Source organism: Planctomycetota bacterium, from assembly GCA_021414025.1.
Taxonomy (GTDB): domain Bacteria; phylum Planctomycetota; class Phycisphaerae; order Phycisphaerales; family SM1A02; genus SYAC01.
In genome coordinates, this window is record JAIOPG010000002.1 from 242,387 (window position 1) to 260,989 (window position 18,603).

Here is an 18,603-nt window from a genome sequence, read left to right on the forward strand (position 1 = left end):
TTGTCGACGGTTTGCGTGCTCAAGACGTCAATAACTTGACGCCACAATTCGGCCTGTTTATGTTTGCCACCAATGACACGCCTATCACCATCGAAACCGGCCATTTCTAGTCGATGCAAGTCAAAGTCCAAATTGCGAATTCAATTGAAGGCGATCGACATGTTTTCGGGATGCGGCGGGCTCAGCCTCGGACTGCAAGCATCTGGTATTGAGATTGTTCACGCCTTTGATTCATGGCTCCCAGCAATCAAGACTTATCAGGCCAATCTCGATCACCCATGCAATCAAATGGATTTAAGTGACATCGAAGGAACATTAAAAAGGCTTAATCCAATCGACTTCAACATGATTGTTGGAGGCCCGCCCTGTCAAGATTTCTCGCATGCCGGAAAGCGCGAAGAAGGCGCAAGAGCATCTCTAACGGGTTGCTTTGCCGACATCGTCTGTCGTTCGAAGCCAAAGGTATTCATAATGGAGAATGTGGATCGAGCGCAGAACAGCAATGCGTACGCTGCCGCGAGAGTGAACTTTAATAACGCCGGTTACCACCTGGTTGAAAGAACCTTGAATGCCGCGCTTTGCGGTGTTCCGCAACTTAGAAAGAGGTTTTTTTGCATTGGATTGCGATCCAAATCTTTGGCGACTGAAGTTGCTGGTTTGCTCGATTCCCGCTTGTCTGAGCGAGAAATGACCGTTCGCGAGTACATGCATAAGGAACTCGATGTCACGCTTTATTATCGCCATCCACGAAACTATTCACGGCGTGCCATCTACTCGATTAACGAGCCTGCACCGACTATGCGAGGGGTAAATCGACCTGTTCCGGCGGGGTATCCGGGCCACCCAGGCGATGCCGGAAAGAAATCCAAATCACTCCGACCGCTTACAACAATTGAAAGGTCCCGAATTCAAACATTTCCGCGTGGATTTCAATGGGTTGGTACAAAGACTGATGTCGAGCAGATGATTGGCAACGCAGTACCTGTGGCTTTGGCTTGTTTTGTAGGGACGGCGGTTTGCGACGCATTTGCAATGGCACGAAAATGATGAAGTTCAAGGCAGATACACAAACAGAACTTGATGTCCAATTTTATCGCTGGCTCATGACTACCGAAGGGATGGGAGCACGCCCTGCACGCGACATCGTTTCCAGGCATCGCCGTGTGCGAAGATATGTCGATCATGATCGACTTTCAGAAGAGCCCCATGCGTGGGCATTCGCAATCAACCACACCGAGTTGTGTAAATGTTCTTCGTCAGTTCGATCGCAATTGAAAAGAGCGGTCTTGATGTACCAAGAGTTTCTTGAATCACTTCGCCGTAGGCCAAGTTTTCAAGTAACCGAAAACTCGAATCGAAATAAAAAGGCAGAAAGTTTTTTAAAAACGACTTCGTCATGAGATAGCTCAAGTGACAAAACTCTGATCTTGGGATAGCGACACCTTGGTGCTGCATGTTCTGGGCAAGCCCGGTGCCAGGCGCGATGCCATCGGCAAGTTCCTTGGCAAGCAGCTGAAAGTCAGCGTCACGGCGAGCCCCGAAGAAGGCATAGCCACCGATTGCATTGTGCGAGTTTCTTGCTACGGAGTTCGACGTAGTAATGAGCACAATCGATGTACTTTTCGGCCAGACACATGTGAACGACTAGCCCGCGAAGACGATCAAGCCTGAGCCCAAACCCGCCGACCTCCAGAACGAATGGGTGTACCTGGCCCATTTCGTTTGCGGGAAGATGCCCGTCGATCTGATTTCAAGCCTTGAACACAACGTGACCGTGGTTGCGATCCTCGACGCGGCACGGGCGGCGAAGTAGCATTCTGGGGCCATGAGCACTGCAACTCGCGACAATCGTCAAGCCAAGGACATCATGACGGCCAAGCCGGTCTGCGCCCGAGTGGGCATGACCATCCGCGACGTCGCCCGCATCTTCGACGAGCACAAGGTCTCCGGCACGCCGGTGGTCGACGCGGGCGGCAAGCTGGTCGGCGTGGTTTCGCGCACCGATTTGGTCAAGCGATACGCCGTCGGCGAAATCGACGGCGACCCAATGATGCTGATCGAGCTCTTCGGCGGCAAGAACGACGGCAAGTCCGGCCTGAAGCCCGCCAGCCTGATCACCATCGAAGATTTCATGACCTGCGATCCGGTGACCGCGGAGCCGTCAACGCTCCTGAAGGATCTCGCGCAGAATATGCACAAGGCCCGCGTGCACCGGGTGATCGTCGTGGACACGAACAAGGCTCCGGTCGGCATCGTGACTAGCCTGGATCTGGTCAAGTTGCTCGCGTCGCTCTGAATCGTGCGACTTTCGCCGGCCCAGGTTTTCACGCCAGTACACTTCCTCGAATGGTTCATTCCGCCATTGCTGCGTTGACCATTCTCATACCTGCAATGGCGTTCTCAACTCAACCTTACGGCGATTCCGCTTCCATTGCCTCGAAGTCCCAGGATTACAACGTGTCGCACGAATCCGGTCCGCTGCGGGTCGCCATCATCGGCATGACTCACGGGCATGTCGAAGGGCTGCTGCGGCATGCGATGGAGAACAGCGACATCAAGATCGTCGGCGCCTACGAGCCCGACCGCGCCGTCTTCGACCGTCTCGCCGCCAAATACAAACTCGACCCAGCGCTCTATTCGAACGATCTGAAAGCGATGCTCGATGCGGCCAAGCCCGAGGCCACAAGCGTGATGGGTTCGATCAAGAATCACCTCGCCGCCGTCGAGGCCTGCGCCCCGCGCGGCATCCACACGCTGCTTGAAAAGCCCCTCGCCTTCAGCAACGCCGACGCCCGCCGAATGGCCGAGCTCTCCAAGAAGTACCGCGTGCTCGTGCTCACCAATTACGAAACCAGCTGGTACGCATCGGTCCGCGAGGCCAAGCGGCTGATCGACCGCGGCGAAATGGCCCCGATCCGCCGCATGGCGTTCCGTCACGGCCACAAAGGCCCCAAGGAAATCGGCTGCTCTCCCGAGTTCGTCGCGTGGCTCACCGACCCCGAGCAAAACGGCGGCGGAGCGATCGTGGATTTCGGCTGCTACGGCGCCGTGCTTTCGACTTGGCTCATGGATGGCCAGCGTCCCACGCGCGTGACCGCGGCGGCGAGCACGCTCAAGCCCGCGATGTATCCGCGCGTCGACGACGACGCGACCATCGTGCTCTCCTATCCAACTGCCACGGCGGTCATCCAGGCATCGTGGGCATGGACGCATGACAACAAGGAGATGGATCTCTTCACCGAGAAGGGTTCGATCCACGCCGGGCGCTGGGACGACCTTCAGACGCGCGCTCCCGACCAGCCCGCGAAGACGGTCAAGCCCGAGGCAAAACCCGCCGAGCTTCAGAACGAGTGGGTATATCTGACCAATGTCGTGCGCGGCAAGACTCCGGTCGATCCGCTGTCGAGTCTCGAAAACAACGTGATCGTGGTGGAGATTCTCGACGCGGCGCGCGCGGCGGTGCAACGATCCGCATCGGCGCCACAATGAAGGAGTCGAGCATGTCTTCATTCTTCTCCTGGGATGGCGACACCTTGGTGCTCAACATCCTGGGCAAGCCCAGTGCCAAGCGCGACGCCATTGGCAAAGTTCTTGGCAAGCAGCTGAAAGTCAGCGTGACGGCAAGCCCGGAGGATGGCAAGGCCACCGATCACATGGTGCGGTTTCTCGCCAAGGAGTTCGGTGTTTCCAAGAGCGCGGTCGAAGTGGTCTTCGGCCGGACCAGCGTGAACAAGCAGTTGCGGATTCGATCACCGCGCACATTGCCCGCTGGCATTTTGCCGCCCGCGCCCAGGTGACGCCCGCGTGATCCTTCCTGCAAAAAGCAACCGGCCGGGCGCTGACGCGCCCGGCCGGCTTCCAAAAAACTACTTCGCATTACTTGCAGCCGCAGGCGCCGCAAGAGCAAGCGCTGCTCGAGCAGCTGCAGTCGCTGCCGCACGAGCATTTGCTGCCGCATGAGCAGCCACTGCCGCACGTGCACGGCGACGGGCAAGTGCAGCCGGCTTTGCAGCAGGTGCAGCTTCCCGAGTCGTCGGCCACATTGCTCGCCGGTGCCGGCGAGAGCAGTGTCGCAGCCGTGACGGCCGCATAAATCAACTTGATCATGTTGATCTCCTTGTGAAAAAATCGGTTCGTGCGACAAAGCCCCGCCGGAACATCCGACGGTACGTGCGAGGCGCACAGGGGGCAGCAAGGATTTAAATGGTGTAGATGCAGAGCACGGCGCGCCGCGTCCACGCCGGAAGCGGGGGCGGCTGGCTCTGCGCCGCCGTGACGAGCACGGCGTCCGCGTGAGACGACTCGCCGACGCCGATCAAGGCGCCGGCATGGCTCGGCAGTTCTCTTACAGTTCGCTTGTTGATCGTGTCCGAGCGCTCAGCAACGGCTAACGGCCTCTCGCCGCTCGGGCAGCAGCAGCAACTGCGAACGACGTGGTTCGGGTTGGAAGCAGCCAACGTAGCCGCCGCCAGCGCGTCATGATGGCGGTCGCTCGCAATCTCGCGGTCGCTCGCCCCCGTCGGGTCGTTCGTGTCGCACGCGCTCTCGCCCTGGCAGCAGCAGCATGTCTGCTTGGTCGGCGCGCCGCCGCAGCCACCCGCTCCGCACGGCGAGCATTCGGCCGAAGGCAGCAACAGCCCGAACGAGAAGAGCAGCGCGAGTATGGCATGGAGCGGTCGCATCATGGACTTACCCGTGGATTCTATACGGTGCGCACCCCCCAAACTTTCGCGTCGGTCGGTCAACTTGCGCGCCTACTGTTCGACAAGAGAATTCACCCCATGGAGACCCACATCATGAAATCGACCGTCGAAAACCCTTTGCGCAACCAGCCCGTCCCGAAACTCGCTCCCACGGCCCCGCGGATCACCCCTCCAACTCAGGATGCGATCCGGGCGCGGGCGCATGAGATCTTCCGGGAGCGCGGCGGACAGGACGACGCAGGGGACGAGCTCTCCGACTGGCTCCAGGCCGAGCGCGAAACCGCCGCCCGCTACCGCGGAGAGCAGCTGCTCCGGGGAGACCAGGAATGAGCTCCAAGACTCAATTGACCCCGGCGTCGTTGAAGAAGCCGGCCGCGTCGCGGTCCGGATCGAGCCAGGTCATGCGCGCCTTCGTCATGCACGAGATCGGCCGGGTGGGCGTCATCGAGAAGGCGATCCCGCGTCCGGGGCCCAACGACGCGATCCTCCGCACGACCGCTGCGCTGATCTGCACCTCCGACACCCACACCGTCGCCGGAGCGATCGGACCGCGCCACGATCTGACCCTCGGCCACGAGGCGGTGGGGGTGATTCACGAGCTCGGCGAGGCTGTCGCCGCGTCAGGCCTCTTCAAGATCGGCCAGCGCGTCGCGGTCAACGCCATCACGCCCTGCTTTGGCTGCGACAACTGCCAGCGCGGTTATTCGTCGCAGTGCGGCGGCATGCTCGGCGGCTGGAAGTTCGCCAACGTCAAGGACGGTTCAATGGCGGAGTATTTCCACGTCAACGACGCGGTGGCGAACTTGGCGCCGATCCCCGATGACCTCACCGACGAGCAGGCGGCCTACTGCTGCGACATGCTCTCCACCGGATTCATCGCCGCCGAACAGGGGGACATTCCCATCGGCGGCAGCGTGGCGGTGTTCGGCGAGGGTCCGATCGGCATGATGGCCACGGTCGGGGCGCGGCTCTGCGGCGCCGGCTTCGTCATTGGCGTCGAGAGCAAGGCCAACCGCATCACGATGGCCCGAAGGTACGGCGCCGACGCGATCGTGGACTATTCCAAGGAAGATCCGGTCGAGGCCATCAAGCGGCTGACCGGCGGCAAGGGCGTCGACGTCGCCATCGAGGCCCTGGGCAGCGCCGCGACTTTCGCGGCCTGCGTCAGCGCAACGCGGCCCGGCGGCACCATCTCCAATGTCGGCTACCACGGCGACGGCGACACGGTTCCCATTCCGCGGCTGGACTGGGGCGTGGGCATGAGTGACAAGACCATCCGCACGGCGCTCTGCCCGGGCGGCTCCGAGCGCATGGGCCGGCTGATGCGGCTCATCCAGACCAAGCGCGTCGATCCTTTGCCGATGACCACGCACCGCTTCAAGTTCGCCGACATCGAGAAGGCGTTCAAGATGATGCGGACCAAGGAAGACAACATGATCAAGCCGTTGATCACCTTCTGAGTTCCCATGGCCGGGAACACCAGTTCCGCACCAAGGATCTATGGCTCGAACAGCCCGGCCCACAGCTCGCTGAAGAACCGGTCAAGGGTGCTGATCAGGAAGGGGCGTACCGGCCTGCGGCATGCCCCAGCATCGGCTGAAGCCGCATATAGCTCAGACTTCGCCACAGCCATTCCATCGGGCCGAATCGGAAGACGCTCAGCCACGCGGCGGAGAGCGGCAGTTGCACCAGGTAGATCCCCGCGACCAGCGCCGCCATCTGCGGAATCGTCCATGAGGCGAATTGCCCGAAGCCCCAATGCTGGAAAATCATCGAGCAGATCAGGGATTGCATGAGGTAGTTGGTCAGCGCCATCCGCCCGGCGCTGGCCAGCAGTCTCATCGCGTGTCGGAGAATTCCCGAATTGGCCACCAGACCCGCCGCGCCCAGATAGCCCAGGCTGATGAGCGGCGAAAAGAACATGTCACTTGCTGCGGTCAACACCCGCATGAGCGTGCTCGGATGGCTCCCCAGCCAAAAATCCGCGGAAGCCGCAGGCACGCCAATCAGCGCCGCCGCGATCACCGCCCGTACTTGCCACGCGCGTCGGTCGGCGTCAAGGAAGCGCGTCTGTACCAGCACCGAACCCATCAGCACCAACCCCACCATCTGCCAGCCGCCGAACGCAAGGAACATCAGATAGCCCGCGTAGTTCACCAGTCGCATGACCATCGCATCGAGGTAGGGGCCGTCGCGCGACGCGATCGTTTCCGCGTCCATCCAGGCCTTGTCCTGCGGACCATCGAAGGGCGGATCAGTCCGCTCGAGCGCGGCCGTGAGATGAGTCACGGGGTGACCGCCTTCGAGCGCCATGCCCACGGGCGGCACGACCCAACTCGCAGCGGTGTGCATGCCCTCGGCCTTGGGGTCCGGCGTGGTCAGGGATTGGAAGCCGCCGCACAGGATCGAACCAAAGAGAATGAAGAGCACCGCCGCCTTCAACAGTCCGCGCGCCGGGAACTTCAGCGCCCAGAACACCGCCAGCCCAATGGTCGCGTAGGTCAGCAGAATGTCGCCATACCAGAGCAGAAAAATGTGGCACAGGCCGAAGACGGCGAGCACCAGCAGCCGCCGCACCTGCAGCCAATCGGCCGAGCGCCCCGCTCTCTTGGCCCGCACTTGCTGGATGGTGAGCCCCATGCCGAAAAGCATGCAGAAGAGCGGGTAGCTCTTGCCCATGAAGAAAAGTTGCACGACGTAGTGCAGGAGTGTGCCCAGCGTTCCTTGGCCGCTCGGCACGGTGGTTTCGATGAGACGACCCATGGGCTGGGCGAACGCGGAGATGTTCACGCTGAGAATGCCCAGCAGCGCGAAGCCGCGGGCAATGTCCATCGCTTCGATGCGCTGAGAAACTTGAACGGGTTCGAGCGCAGCGGTCGTGGCGGGCATGTCCCTGCTCAAAGTGGGATCAGTGTATCGGTCCAGCTTTTCACCGTGGACGGCCAGGCTGTCCGTTAAGCCGCAATCGTGGTGCTTCCGCACTCCGGGCATTTGGTTCCCGGCGCGAGGCCGGAGTGGTCGTAATGACACTGGGAGCAGGACCCGGGCGGGGCGGGCCGGTGGCATTTCATGCCGATGATCCCTCGGGCCATCGACGCAATCAGGAAAACACCGAGCGAGACTTCCATGCTCAGGAACGGGCCGCCGTTGGTCGGGGTCAATTGACCTGCGATGTAGGCGGCGGTCGCGGTGGGCGCAGCGATGCACACCAGGCCAAGGAGCCAGGGGCCGTGCCACAGGGCGAACATCAGCGCCGGGCTGCACAGGAAACCCGCGGCGACACCGAACATCAACGCGATGTCGACCGATGCTCCCATGCTCATCCCAAAATTGGCGATCACGCCAAACGCGCCTCCAAGGAATATCGAAGTCACGCAAGTTGTGGCCGCGCGCAGCCCACGAGGGATCTTGCGTGTCATTGGGTGCAGTCCCATACGCGGATGCTATGTCGGCCAATCCACGAATTCATGAATGATGAAAGTGAATTGGCGATCCGTGATTCATGGCCTGAAGATCTACTTTGAAGGTTGCTTCCGCGCCGCAATTTCCATTACCGTCGGCATCATCACCACGGAATTGGGATTCTTCTCCGCTGTTTCCAGCGCTCGCAACACCTTTGCGCACCAGGCGTCGTCCACCTGGCCGAACTCGCGCAGCCGCGGCACATAGGTGCGGATGAACTCCGCCTGCCAGCTCCAGAAGGGCTCGTGGGGTTGAGCCGCCTTGGCCAGCGGTTTCGCCGCCAGGATCTGGTAGCCCCGCCCGCGCAATTCGCCAAGCAATTTTCCGGCGGGGCTCGGCTCACCGCCGTTGGCGCGAAAACTCTTCACGACCTCGCGCACATAGTCGGCGATCGCCTCGTCGGGCGGAAATGCGCCAAAGGTTTCGTAGAGCACATATTCATGGAACACGACGACGCCGCCGGGCTTGAGCGCGTCGTGGATGCGGCCGACCAGCGCCGCAAGATCAGGGACAAACATGGCGACCCATCGGCACCACGCTGCGTCAAAGGGCCCATGCGCCAGCGGAATCGGATCGTGCATCAAGTCGACGACATGAGCGTCGACATTGGTGAAGCCTTGCGTCTTGACCCGCTCCTTCAAAGTCTGCACATACTTCGGCGAGATCTCGACGGCGGTGACGTGGCCGGTAGGGCCGACCAACTTGGCAAGATCGGTCGTGACGAATCCCGGTCCCGCGCCGACATCGATCACGTAGCTGCCCGCTTTGATGCCCGCGCGCCGCCATGCTTCCATCACATCCGCTTGCCAGAGCGCATGCTGGCGACCCAGGCGGGCGAGCTCTTCATCGTGCGTGCCCAGCACATAGTCGGGTTTGGTCGTGGTGGGTTGCTGCGACATTGGGAACCGTAGGATAAGCGAATGACGACGCTGCTCCTGCTGGGTTCGGGTGAGCTGGGAAAGGAATTCACGATCTGCGCCAAGCGGCTCGGCTGCCGCGTGATCGCGGTCGACCGCTATGCGGGCGCACCGGCGATGCAGGTCGCCGACGACTTCGAAGTCATCGACATGCTCAACGCCAAGGCCATCCGGCGCGTGGCCGCCAAGCACAAGCCGCACTACGTGGTACCGGAGATCGAGGCCATCCGCACCGAGGCCCTTTTCGATCTGGAGAAGCGGGGGATCACCGTGGTTCCCAGCGCGCTGGCGGCGCATCTGACCATGAACCGCGACGCGATCCGCTCGCTTGCCGCCGATGAATTGAAATTGCCGACGGCCAGGTTCGCATACGCCTCCGGCGCCGCCGAGTTGGAGCGTGTGGTTGTTGGAAACGGGGCAAAGTTGAAGCGTGCGGTTGGTGGTCGCAGCAAGCCCATCGGCTTCCCCTGTGTCATCAAACCGGTCATGTCCAGTTCCGGCAAGGGCCAGTCGGTGGCCCGCAACACGTCCGAGCTCGCAAAGAGCTGGCGCTACGCCATCGCGGGCATGCGCGGCGACAAGCAAGTGGTGATCGCCGAGGAATTCATCGACTTCGACTTCGAGATTACTTTGCTCACAGTCAAGCAGCGAAAGTCCGTCGGCGGCAAGACCGTGTTTGTGCAGCCGCTTGGTCATCGCCAAGTGCGCGGCGACTATCAGGAGTCGTGGATGCCCTGCTCCATGAAACCGAAATTGGTGAAGAAGGCCCAAGCCATGGCCAAGCGCGTCACCGATCGCATCGCCGGTCCCGAGGGCGCCGGTCTCTTCGGCGTGGAGTTCTTCGTGAAGGGCGACCGCGTGATCTTCAGCGAGCTCTCGCCGCGACCGCACGACACCGGCATGGTCACCATGATTTCGCAGGACCTCAGCGAGTTCGAGTTGCACCTGCGCGCCATTCTGGCGTTGCCGATTCCTGCGATCACCTATCGAGGGCCAAGCGCCAGCGCCGTCATCCTCGCCGACTATGAGAGCGATTGCCCGCCCGGCTATCGCGGCATTGCCAAAGCCTTGAAGGCGTCGGGCACGGAAATCCGCATCTTCGGCAAGCCCTCGACTCGCAAGTTCCGCCGCATGGGAGCGGCGTTGGCGACCGGCCGCACCGTGGCCGAGGCGCGTCGCAAGGCCACTCGCGCCGCGGCGTGCGTGAAAGTTGTGCGCCTCTGATATCGTTACGCCTATGAATCATTTCACATGGATGTCGTTGCTCCTGAGGCGTGCTCTTCCGGCATGCACCTTCGCCGCGATCCTCACCGCCTGTGCCGGCAGCGGCGCAGTGTCCAAGAGCCCGACTCCCGGCATCCAGCACCTGGTCTTTGTGACCCTCATCCATCCCAAGGAGGCCGCCGCGATGAAGGCAGAATCCGACGCGGTGATTCCCAAGATCCCCGGCGTCCGCGCCTACGCATGCGGCCCGCACATCGACGTCGGCCGCAAGAACGTGCGCCACGACTACACCCTGGGCATTCTGGTGGAGTTCGCCAGCGTCGAGGACTACAAGGCGTTCCAGATCAATCCCGAGCATGTCGCCCTGGTCAACAAGTGGAAGTCCAAGTGGGCCCGCTCGGAGATGTTCGATTTCGGCGCTGTGGAACCAAGTGGTTCGCCCCTGAAATGAACTCTGCCGGCGTGCATCCACCTCGCCGGACATCGAATTGAACCCTTCCGTTCCACAACAACGCCGCCCACTTCCCACATCGCTGCTGGTCCTGAGCTCCATCAGCCTCTTCGCGGAAGTGGCCGGCGAAATGACCTATCCGCTGCTTCCCTTGTTCGTGACGGGTGTCCTTGGAGCGAGCCCGATGGCCCTTGGATTGATCGAGGGATGCGCCGAGGCCATCGTCAGCGTCATGCGCGGCTTCACGGGCTACTACAGCGACGCCACCGGCCACAGGGTGCGCTGGGTTCGCCGGGGCTACGGAATCGCGTTCCTGGGAAAGCTCTGCGTCATGGCGGCGACGCAGTGGGGGATGGTGCTGGGCGGCCGCACACTGGATCGGATCGGCAAGGGAATCCGCGAGGCACCGCGCGACGCCCTCATCGCTGAGAGCGTCGCCCGGGTTGACCGCGGGCGCGGGTTCGGATTCCACCGCAGCGGCAATGCGTTCGGAGGCGCCGGCGGATCGCTGATCGCTGCCGGCGTTTTGGCCTGGCTCATCGGCTCGCGCTCCGCCACGCCCGCCGACGCACCGCAATTCCGGATCATGTTCCTCATTGCCGCATCCGCGGCGGCCATCGCCTTTGGCCTGACCTGCCTCATTCCCAGGACCACCCCGGAGCAGGTGAGACGGCGCCGCGAGGACCATGCACGGTCGGTTCGCCTTCCGCTGGGAAAGTCGTACTGGATCGCCATCAGTGCGCTGCTGATCTTCATGCTCGGCAATTCGAGCGACACTTTTCTCCTGCTGCGCGTGCTGGATCTCGGATTTTCACCGGTGACGAGCATCCTTCTCTATGCAGGGTCCAACGCGACCTACGCCATCGCCAGCTATCCGATGGGGAAGTTGAGCGACCGGTTCGGCCGAGGGCCGGTGCTCTTCATGGGATGGGTCTTTTATGCCGTCAGCTATGCGGGCTTTGCCTGGCTCACACCCGAAACGGCGTGGATGAGTTGGATCTGTTTCGTCCTGTTCGGATTCAGCATGGCCTGCACCGATGGCATTGCCCGCGCCTTGATCGTGGACCACGCCCCAAAGGAACGGCTGGTGACGGCCCTGGGATTGTTCGGATTTTTTCAGGGGGCCGCGCTGCTGATCGCCAGCGTCGCGACGGGAATCCTGTGGAGTTATGGCCACCCCTCCATCGCATTTTGGATCAGCAGCGGATTCGCGGTGGCGGCGCTGACCATTCTGCCGTTTCTCAGGATTCACGGCGCGGATCGGTCAAGCTCAGGGTCCGGGGATTGGGTCGATCGCGAGGAAACTTCCGAAATTGCAAACCGGATCGACCGGGCACGCGGATAAACTGGACCCATGTCCGGTGCGGCCACACTCCTTGCATCCATGATCGTCGCCTCGGGAGGCGGCGTGCCCACCTTCGATCCGCCGATCACGATCACCTTCGCCAACAAGCATTTTCCCACCCAACCCGCGGTGGCGGACTTTGATGAGGATGGTCAGCTCGACCTGGTGGTCCCCGGCCGCGACACCGACGGACTGGTCTACCTCGTGCTGCGCAACAACGATGGCAGCTTCGACGCACACAACGCCATTCTCCTGGGCGTGCAAACGGATTGGGCGGAAACCGCCGACTTCGACGGGGATGGCCACGCGGACATCGCCCTCGCTGTGCGGGCCACCTTCGGCGCCGTCGCGCTGCTGCGCGGTCATGGCGACGGCACTTTTGATCCCGCGGTCTTCTTCCCGACCGAGCGCGAGACCCGCTGCGTCCGCGTGGCGGACATGGACCGCGACGGCCAGCTCGATCTGGTCGCGGTGAATTATGGATCCAACTCCATCCAGGTCTTCCGCAACCTCAGCGCCCCGGGCAGCCTCAATTTCATCCACGGAGCCGAGACTCGCCTGAACCGCTGGACCGTGGGATCCGCGCTTCCCAACTGGGCCGCGCTGGCGGACACCAACCAGGATGGCTTCATCGACATCATCGACCTCACCGCCGGCAGCGGTCGACTGAACGCGCGGGTGAACAAGGGCGATTCGCTGGGCCGCGAGAAGGCGTGGAGCGCGCCCACAGTGGCCAACTCGACCGCGGGATTCACCTTCGGTGACATCGCCGACCTCGACCGCGACGGCAGCCCCGACGTCATCGCGCACCTGGTCACCACCAACCACTCCAATCCGGTGGCGGTGTGGCGCGGCGGCTCCACCGGTCTTTTTGACGCGCCGCAATTCTTCGACGGCGCCACGGTGGGCACCGCCTTCAACATCACCGCCGCCGACATGGATGGCGACGGCGACAAGGACCTGATCGCGATGGCGGTGACTCCGGGACAGGTTTCCATCATCGAGAATCGCACTCTGCCGGGCGGACCGCTGGATCTTGCCGGTCCGGTGGTGATTCTGACCGGCGATTTTCCCCGGCATGTCGCGGTGCTCGACTTTGACCACGACGGCCGGCCCGACATCGCCGTGGTCGACCTGACCAAACACAAGATGTTCATGCTGCGCAACGCGGGATTTGCTCCGGTCACCGCGGGCACCATCGCCGTGGCTCAAGCGTCTTCTCATTTGAATGCTTCATTTGCGAACACCGCCGGCGCGCTTTCATCGACGGTTCAAACTTCCAGTGAATTGGTCGACGACACTTCCGGCCCGGAGTTGGCGATCGCCTTGGCCAATGTCGGCCCATCGCTGCCGCGTGGCTTCGCGCCGGAGCCTCAGGGCGGCATCCGCATGGAGCCCTCCTCGTACTCCGCGACCTGCGGTCCGCCGTCGGGGGATTGCCTGGTCGTGCACGAGGCGCCCTACTGCTTCACCACGCCATGCTGCGAAATCGTCTGCGGCTTCGATCCGCAATGCTGCGAACTCTCCTGGGACGCGGATTGCGTCAGCCTGGCCGGCACCGAATGCAAAGGCATCGTCTGCCCCAGCCGCGGCGCTTGTGGCGAAGCGCACGCCGGCCCCGGCTGCGAAGATCCTGATTGTTGTTCGCGGGTGACAAGGCTCGATCCCAGTTGCCTCTCCAATTGGGACTCGCTCTGCGTGGAACTTTCACTCTACGCGTGCATCGACACGGCGCCGCAGGTGATCGCGCCGGGCAACGCGATCGACGAGAACGAGCATTGCTACGAGCGTCTCAGTGAAGGCTGCGGGCGACGCTCGAGTCCGGTCCATGTGGCGGTGGCGCCGGGCGACATCCGCAAGGGCGCCCTCAATGGCGATGGCGCCCGCGACCTTGACGCGCATCTGCTGACGCTGACCGATCGCACGATGATTTCATTGCGCCTGCACGCCGATTTCCCGGCGCAACTGGTGCTGGCCCAAGGTCCCTGCGAAGGGCCGCTGATCACCTACACAGAGTCACTGGCGGCCGCGGGCGAGGAATGCCGTATCGACCGGATCCTCGAGCCGGGTGAATGGCGAGTCACCGTGGGCATGGCCACGCCGATGCAGGCTCTGCGCTACGGTCAGCCCTGCATGGAGGACAATCCGGACAATCCCTGGGGCGACAATCCTCCCACGCAGGGTTTCTTCACCGGAAACTGGTGGATGAGCTTCGACGCGCAGGAGCCGCCCGCCCAGTACGACCTGGACGGCAGCGGAGACGTCGATGGCGGAGACCTGGGCCTCGTGCTGCTCTCCTTCGGCGAGATCGAGAGCGACTACGACCTGGACGGCAATGGCCAGGTCGATGGCGGAGACGTGGGTCTGGTCCTCTTGAACTTCGACTGACTCAGCAGGGTCCAAAGCCCAGCAGCAGCAATCCCATGTCGCTGCCATCCACCACGCCGTCGCCGTCGAGGTCGGAGGAGCAGCCCGGACAATTGCCGTAATCCAGCAACATGAGCCCGACATCGCCGCTGTCGACCTCGCCGGATCCATCGAAGTCGCCGTCGCACGCCACGCTGATCTGAAGCGACCCGGTCCCGCCGATGTTGGCCGTGCTGCCCAGGCGGATGTACCACTGGCTGCCGGCGTCGACATGCCAGGTGACGCTGCTGGCCGAGCCGCAGGCGTCGTTGTTGCAGGCGATCGAATCCGCCGAGCTGCTCGGGCAGACGCTGCCGGGGTACATCACCAGGCGGGTGTCCCAATTCGCGAGTCCGCAGGTGCTCGCTGTTGCGTTGCCGGCGCTCGGCGCCGTGAAGCGGAACCAGACGTCCTTGTTCATCGAGGTGCCGCCGTCGCAGCCTGCCGCGACTGCGAGCGCACTGTTGGTGGCGTAGGTCGAGTCGAACGCGGTGGTGCCGACGCCGACGGGCGTGGCGGTGGCGCATTCGTTGTTGGCCGGCGGGGGCACGCTGACCGAGTAGCTGAAGGAGTAGTCGTTGCGGGTGTCGCTGTAGAGGTAGACCCGCATCAGGATCGTGCTGCTCGCCGTGGTGTTGGTGTAGGTGAAGGAGTCATTGTTGACGTGGCCATTGCGGGTGACCAGCGCTGCGCCGCTGCAACTATCGAAGAGCTGCGTGTCGATGTCGCCATTGCCGTTGACGAAGGTCTCGGTGATCGTGACCGTGCCGGTGGGTGGAACTGTCAGGGCGTACCAGTCTTCGTCGAGGCGCTTGACCACCAGCCCGGAGTAGGTGCCGGGGGCGACCGCCTTGGCGGTGGCGCAGGTGTCGTTCTGCTCAAGGGAGTCGTCGCTGCCCACGGCCAGAGGCACCGAGAAGCCTCCGGTGGTCACCGCCCGGTCCCAGCGGCCATAGCCATCCTTGCCGGTCAGGTTGGTGCAGCTGCTCAGACCGCAGGTCAGCACGCCGTACATCTTGTGGTCGCTGTCCAGGTAGAGCGCGCTGCCCGAGGAGCCGCCCTCGGTGACGCCGGAGTACCAGGAGACGGTCGACCATTGCGAGGAGGTTCCACAGAGCGACGAGGCCGCCGCCTTGTTGCAGAAGGAGATGGTCTCGCGGCGTCCGCCCGGAAAGTGGATGCCCGTGGAAGCCACGCCGGTCGCCGGATTGGTGGACATCCAACCCGCCCAGAAGGCGTTGGAGGGAAGCGTCGCACGGACCATCAGCAGCGTGCAGTCGCTGGTGGCGTAGGTGCTCACCAGGTCGCCGCCGACGGCGTTGTGGGTCGTGCCGGTGGCGCCGCCGCAGGTGGTGGCGCGATAGTTGAAGAGGAACTGGCAGCTGTTGGCCTCCGACTGGATGGAGATGCAGTGGTTGGCCGTGGAGAAGTACGGAGTTTCATCGGCGGCGTCGGTCGCCATCAGCTGGCCGGAGCAGTAGTAGCTGCTGGCGCCGCTGGTGAAGAGCATCCGGGCTCCGGCGTTGGCCTCGTTGGCCCAGGCTGCGAAGCATGCGGGATCCTGGTCGCAGCCGGCTTCCTGGGCCTCAGTGCTGAAAAGGTCGCGGTAGCCGTGCGTGTAATCGACGCTCTCGAAGGGCAGCGACTGGGGATCGGCGGCGTCGGGAACGAACCACTCGATGCGGCTGGTTTCGCCCAGCGCGAAGACGCCCCACGCCTCGCCATTCTCGAACTCGCCGCGGGCCTCGATCGGACCGGCGACATCGGCGCCGTTGCCGGAGACCAGCCAGAGCTTTTCGCCCGGACCGAGCATGACGCCGGTGAGATGGAGGCGGTTGAAGATGGATCCCGTTCCGGAAATCTCAAGCTGCCAGAGGCGGCCGCCCTCGACGTTGATCCACTGACCGTCTCCGATGGTCGCTTCCACGGCCTGCGAGACACCCACCCGAAGCGGCGCTGGTTGCGGCGCCCGATCATCCTCCAGATAGATCTGGAAAAGGTCCACATCGCCCAGCGTGATGGCCGGCACGGGAATGAACTCCAGACCGAGCATCCGGGAGGGCGCGCCATCGACGGGCTTGGGGTCGTTCAGCGGCAGCAGGGGGCCATGCCCCGTGGCATCGGCAAGAACCGGGCCGGCGAATGAAACGCAAAGGACAGCGGAGAGGGAGGCGACGATCGATTTATCAAGTCTCAATGGGGAACTTCCTAGTTAGTTGTGAATCATCAAGGGCAGGGGCCGAAACTCAGCAGCAGCAGACCCATGTCGCCGCCATCCACGACGCCGTCGCCATCCAGGTCCGTCGAGCAGCCGGGGCAGTTGCCGAAATCCAGCAACAGCAGACCGACATCGCCGCCATCGACGTCGCCGGAGAGGTCGAAGTCGCCGAAGCAGGGAACCTGCGTCGCGATGAAGGCGTCGATGTTCATCGCGCCCCATCCCGTGACCATGTCAAACTTGGTCGTGCAGCTCGAGGAGGATCCGTTGGGAAGCGTCCCGTTGTTGCCCGATGTGATGTCGTACCAGACATCCGGCCGACCGTCTTGGGAGTAGATCACGTCCTGCATGCGGCCGAAGCGCTGCTTGCCGGCGCCGTTGGGGGGCAGTCCGCCCAGGCTGATGAGCTTCTGCTCGCCGATGCCAAGCATGCCGCAGAGGACCGGCGAGGAGAAACTGGTCCCGGAGTATCCCGAGTTCAGCACTCCGTTGAGGTAGAACTGAAAGGCGCCGGTGCCGCTGCCGGTCGCGTGAAGCGACACATCCGGACCCATGCGCTTGTTGATCGTCAGGTTCACGCCCGTTCCCGTCTGCCATGGCGGTCGCACATTGAAGGCGGGAGTCTTGGTGCTCCAGCCGCCTCCGCTTCCGCTCCAGCCCACCTCGGCGGTTCGAACGCTCGAACCACTGAGCGTAATCCGGGTGCCGCCCACCAGCAAAACTTCGGGGTCGGAGTTGGGATAGGAGTAGGGCTCGATCGTGGTGCCGGAGTCGCCGGAGGCGCACATGTAGGTGATGCCCTGTGCGGTCATCGATACGTGCAGGTTGTGGGCCGCGTTGGCGGAGGAGGTGGTGAGGTTCCAGCCGTAGCTTTCGCTGATGACATCGGCGAGGTTGTCGTTGACCTCCTGCTGAAGGACGCCGATCAGGTTGCTCGATCCGCCGTCATAGACATAGAACTCGCACAATGGCGCCATGCCCAGCACCATTTGAATGTCGAGGTCGCCCTCGGCATTGGGCGTGCCCGCGCCCGAGCCGCCGCTGATCGGCACGACGTGGACATTGCTGCCCACGCCGCCCACAGGGGTCGGCAGGCCGAAGTGGCTGTAGTACAGCGGAACATTGGTCAGGCGGAATCCATCCCAGCTCGAGATGGCGAGCGTCCGGCCCTGTCCCTGCTGTCCCGCGTTGTAGATGGGGGCGGAGTTGTAGGCGGTTCGCGCCTGCGTGCACGTCAGAGCGCGGTACATCGGCTTGGTGAAGGTTTCCAGGCCGAAGACATCGGTGATGTCACCGGCGATGTGGGCCGGCACGCTGATCGGCTTCGAAGGCGCCACGAACTTCGCGTTGCCGGCTTCATCCGGCGTGGTCGCATACTGGTCGATCGTCGTTCCAAAGGCGCTTTCAAACTGCGCCAGCGTGCCCTCGCAGGTGACGCCCAATCGGTTCTTGGAGACCAAGGTCACCTTGATTCCCTGGGACTTCAAGTAGTCGACGACGGCCTGCACACGCTCCTGAGGAATGCCGAATCGCTCGCCAACCTCCTCGGGGGTGATGAACTTGCGGAAGTTGGGGCTCTTGGGATCGCTGACGCTGTTGGCGAACTCCTGCATGCCCTGGGGATCCGCGTAGGGGAAACTCACCGAAACATGCATCTTGGTCGAGGGGTCGGCATGGCCGATTTTGATCGAGCGATCAAGGACGGGCAGCATCTCCAAGGGAAGCTGCGCGGTCGCGACCTGACGGGCGCCGGTGGTGGCCGGGCCGCGCGCCGGCGAGCCCTGGCCCGCGGCGATGGCCGTGCCGGCGAGGACGACCAGAAGTGCGGAAGCGACGGCGGTGATGATGAGGTTATTTAATTTCAACGGGTCATTCCT

The 18,603-nt window shown here is 62.8% G+C and carries 17 protein-coding genes and 1 pseudogene; 12 read left to right on the forward strand and 6 right to left on the reverse strand.

Translation table 11 applies throughout. From position 1 onward, the window contains the following. Positions 1 to 159 precede the first annotated feature (159 nt). From K8R92_01710 to K8R92_01735, 6 genes and pseudogenes are all read left to right on the forward strand, one after another. Positions 160 to 1,047: a DNA cytosine methyltransferase gene (locus tag K8R92_01710; protein ID MCE9618608.1), complete on the forward strand. Its 888-nt coding sequence runs from the start codon at positions 160 to 162 to the stop codon at positions 1,045 to 1,047. A gap of 396 nt (positions 1,048 to 1,443) precedes the next feature. Beyond that, positions 1,444 to 1,648 (forward strand): annotated as a pseudogene (locus tag K8R92_01715) (DUF167 domain-containing protein). A 177-nt stretch (positions 1,649 to 1,825) separates the two neighbouring features. Then, positions 1,826 to 2,296 (forward strand): CBS domain-containing protein, encoded by a 471-nt coding sequence (locus tag K8R92_01720; protein MCE9618609.1) that lies wholly within the window; start codon positions 1,826 to 1,828, stop codon positions 2,294 to 2,296. 161 nt (positions 2,297 to 2,457) lie between these two features. Continuing rightward, on the forward strand, positions 2,458 to 3,489 hold the full coding sequence (locus K8R92_01725) for a Gfo/Idh/MocA family oxidoreductase (GenBank protein ID MCE9618610.1): 1,032 nt from the start codon (positions 2,458 to 2,460) through the stop codon (positions 3,487 to 3,489). Continuing rightward, positions 3,486 to 3,797 carry a DUF167 family protein gene (locus K8R92_01730; protein ID MCE9618611.1) on the forward strand — a complete coding sequence of 104 codons (312 nt, stop codon included), beginning with the start codon at positions 3,486 to 3,488 and terminating at the stop codon, positions 3,795 to 3,797. Before K8R92_01725 ends, K8R92_01730 begins: the two co-directional genes overlap by 4 nt. A gap of 83 nt (positions 3,798 to 3,880) precedes the next feature. Next, positions 3,881 to 4,093, forward strand: coding sequence for a hypothetical protein (locus K8R92_01735; protein ID MCE9618612.1), 213 nt, complete (start codon positions 3,881 to 3,883; stop codon positions 4,091 to 4,093). Positions 4,094 to 4,199: 106 nt separating this feature from the next. Here K8R92_01735 and K8R92_01740 read toward each other — a convergent pair whose 3' ends face one another. Then, complete coding sequence (locus tag K8R92_01740) at positions 4,200 to 4,685, reverse strand: hypothetical protein (protein ID MCE9618613.1); 486 nt, start codon at positions 4,683 to 4,685, stop codon at positions 4,200 to 4,202. A gap of 111 nt (positions 4,686 to 4,796) precedes the next feature. Between K8R92_01740 and K8R92_01745 the strand changes: the two genes are divergently transcribed. Further along, the gene (locus K8R92_01745) at positions 4,797 to 5,033 is read left to right on the forward strand and encodes a DUF2934 domain-containing protein (GenBank protein ID MCE9618614.1); all 237 of its coding nucleotides are present in this window, start codon (positions 4,797 to 4,799) and stop codon (positions 5,031 to 5,033) included. A 71-nt stretch (positions 5,034 to 5,104) separates the two neighbouring features. Continuing rightward, a complete protein-coding gene (locus tag K8R92_01750) occupies positions 5,105 to 6,163 on the forward strand; it encodes an NAD(P)-dependent alcohol dehydrogenase (GenBank protein ID MCE9618615.1) in 1,059 nt (352 codons plus the stop codon). Between the two features lie 94 nt (positions 6,164 to 6,257). Here the strand turns inward: K8R92_01750 and K8R92_01755 are convergent, their stop codons facing one another. From K8R92_01755 to K8R92_01765, 3 genes are all read right to left on the reverse strand, one after another. After that, positions 6,258 to 7,592, reverse strand: a complete 1,335-nt coding sequence (locus K8R92_01755; protein MCE9618616.1) for a DUF418 domain-containing protein — start codon at positions 7,590 to 7,592, stop codon at positions 6,258 to 6,260. 65 nt (positions 7,593 to 7,657) lie between these two features. Then, a complete protein-coding gene (locus tag K8R92_01760; GenBank protein ID MCE9618617.1) occupies positions 7,658 to 8,026 on the reverse strand; it encodes a hypothetical protein in 369 nt (122 codons plus the stop codon). Positions 8,027 to 8,218: 192 nt separating this feature from the next. Beyond that, positions 8,219 to 9,064: a class I SAM-dependent methyltransferase gene (locus K8R92_01765; GenBank protein ID MCE9618618.1), complete on the reverse strand. Its 846-nt coding sequence runs from the start codon at positions 9,062 to 9,064 to the stop codon at positions 8,219 to 8,221. A gap of 21 nt (positions 9,065 to 9,085) precedes the next feature. On the opposite strand from K8R92_01765, the gene purT reads away from it, so the two are divergent. The 4 genes from purT to K8R92_01785 are packed head-to-tail and all read left to right on the forward strand — an operon-like array spanning position 9,086 to position 14,490. Continuing rightward, the gene (purT, locus tag K8R92_01770; protein ID MCE9618619.1) at positions 9,086 to 10,306 is read left to right on the forward strand and encodes a formate-dependent phosphoribosylglycinamide formyltransferase; all 1,221 of its coding nucleotides are present in this window, start codon (positions 9,086 to 9,088) and stop codon (positions 10,304 to 10,306) included. Positions 10,307 to 10,337: 31 nt separating this feature from the next. Continuing rightward, entirely contained in the window at positions 10,338 to 10,757 is a 420-nt protein-coding gene (locus K8R92_01775; protein ID MCE9618620.1) for a Dabb family protein, read from the forward strand. 37 nt (positions 10,758 to 10,794) lie between these two features. After that, entirely contained in the window at positions 10,795 to 12,102 is a 1,308-nt protein-coding gene (locus K8R92_01780) for an MFS transporter (protein MCE9618621.1), read from the forward strand. 9 nt (positions 12,103 to 12,111) lie between these two features. Then, a complete protein-coding gene (locus tag K8R92_01785) occupies positions 12,112 to 14,490 on the forward strand; it encodes a VCBS repeat-containing protein (GenBank protein ID MCE9618622.1) in 2,379 nt (792 codons plus the stop codon). A gap of 1 nt (position 14,491) precedes the next feature. On the opposite strand, the gene K8R92_01790 is transcribed toward K8R92_01785, so the two are convergent. Both K8R92_01790 and K8R92_01795 read right to left on the reverse strand, forming a co-directional pair. Then, positions 14,492 to 16,705 carry a hypothetical protein gene (locus K8R92_01790; protein MCE9618623.1) on the reverse strand — a complete coding sequence of 738 codons (2,214 nt, stop codon included), beginning with the start codon at positions 16,703 to 16,705 and terminating at the stop codon, positions 14,492 to 14,494. Between the two features lie 29 nt (positions 16,706 to 16,734). Beyond that, on the reverse strand, positions 16,735 to 18,591 hold the full coding sequence (locus K8R92_01795; protein ID MCE9618624.1) for a S8 family serine peptidase: 1,857 nt from the start codon (positions 18,589 to 18,591) through the stop codon (positions 16,735 to 16,737). Positions 18,592 to 18,603 lie beyond the last annotated feature (12 nt).

Coding starts and splice junctions, on each gene's coding strand:
- K8R92_01730 (MCE9618611.1), top strand. CDS start 3,486: ATGAAGGAGTCGAGCATGTCTTCATTCTTCTCCTGGGATGGCGACACC.
- K8R92_01710 (MCE9618608.1), top strand. CDS start 160: ATGTTTTCGGGATGCGGCGGGCTCAGCCTCGGACTGCAAGCATCTGGT.
- K8R92_01765 (MCE9618618.1), bottom strand. CDS start 9,064: ATGTCGCAGCAACCCACCACGACCAAACCCGACTATGTGCTGGGCACG.
- K8R92_01755 (MCE9618616.1), bottom strand. CDS start 7,592: ATGCCCGCCACGACCGCTGCGCTCGAACCCGTTCAAGTTTCTCAGCGC.
- K8R92_01720 (MCE9618609.1), top strand. CDS start 1,826: ATGAGCACTGCAACTCGCGACAATCGTCAAGCCAAGGACATCATGACG.
- K8R92_01775 (MCE9618620.1), top strand. CDS start 10,338: ATGTCGTTGCTCCTGAGGCGTGCTCTTCCGGCATGCACCTTCGCCGCG.
- K8R92_01785 (MCE9618622.1), top strand. CDS start 12,112: ATGTCCGGTGCGGCCACACTCCTTGCATCCATGATCGTCGCCTCGGGA.
- K8R92_01760 (MCE9618617.1), bottom strand. CDS start 8,026: ATGAGCATGGGAGCATCGGTCGACATCGCGTTGATGTTCGGTGTCGCC.
- K8R92_01750 (MCE9618615.1), top strand. CDS start 5,105: ATGCGCGCCTTCGTCATGCACGAGATCGGCCGGGTGGGCGTCATCGAG.
- K8R92_01740 (MCE9618613.1), bottom strand. CDS start 4,685: ATGATGCGACCGCTCCATGCCATACTCGCGCTGCTCTTCTCGTTCGGG.
- K8R92_01745 (MCE9618614.1), top strand. CDS start 4,797: ATGAAATCGACCGTCGAAAACCCTTTGCGCAACCAGCCCGTCCCGAAA.
- purT (MCE9618619.1), top strand. CDS start 9,086: ATGACGACGCTGCTCCTGCTGGGTTCGGGTGAGCTGGGAAAGGAATTC.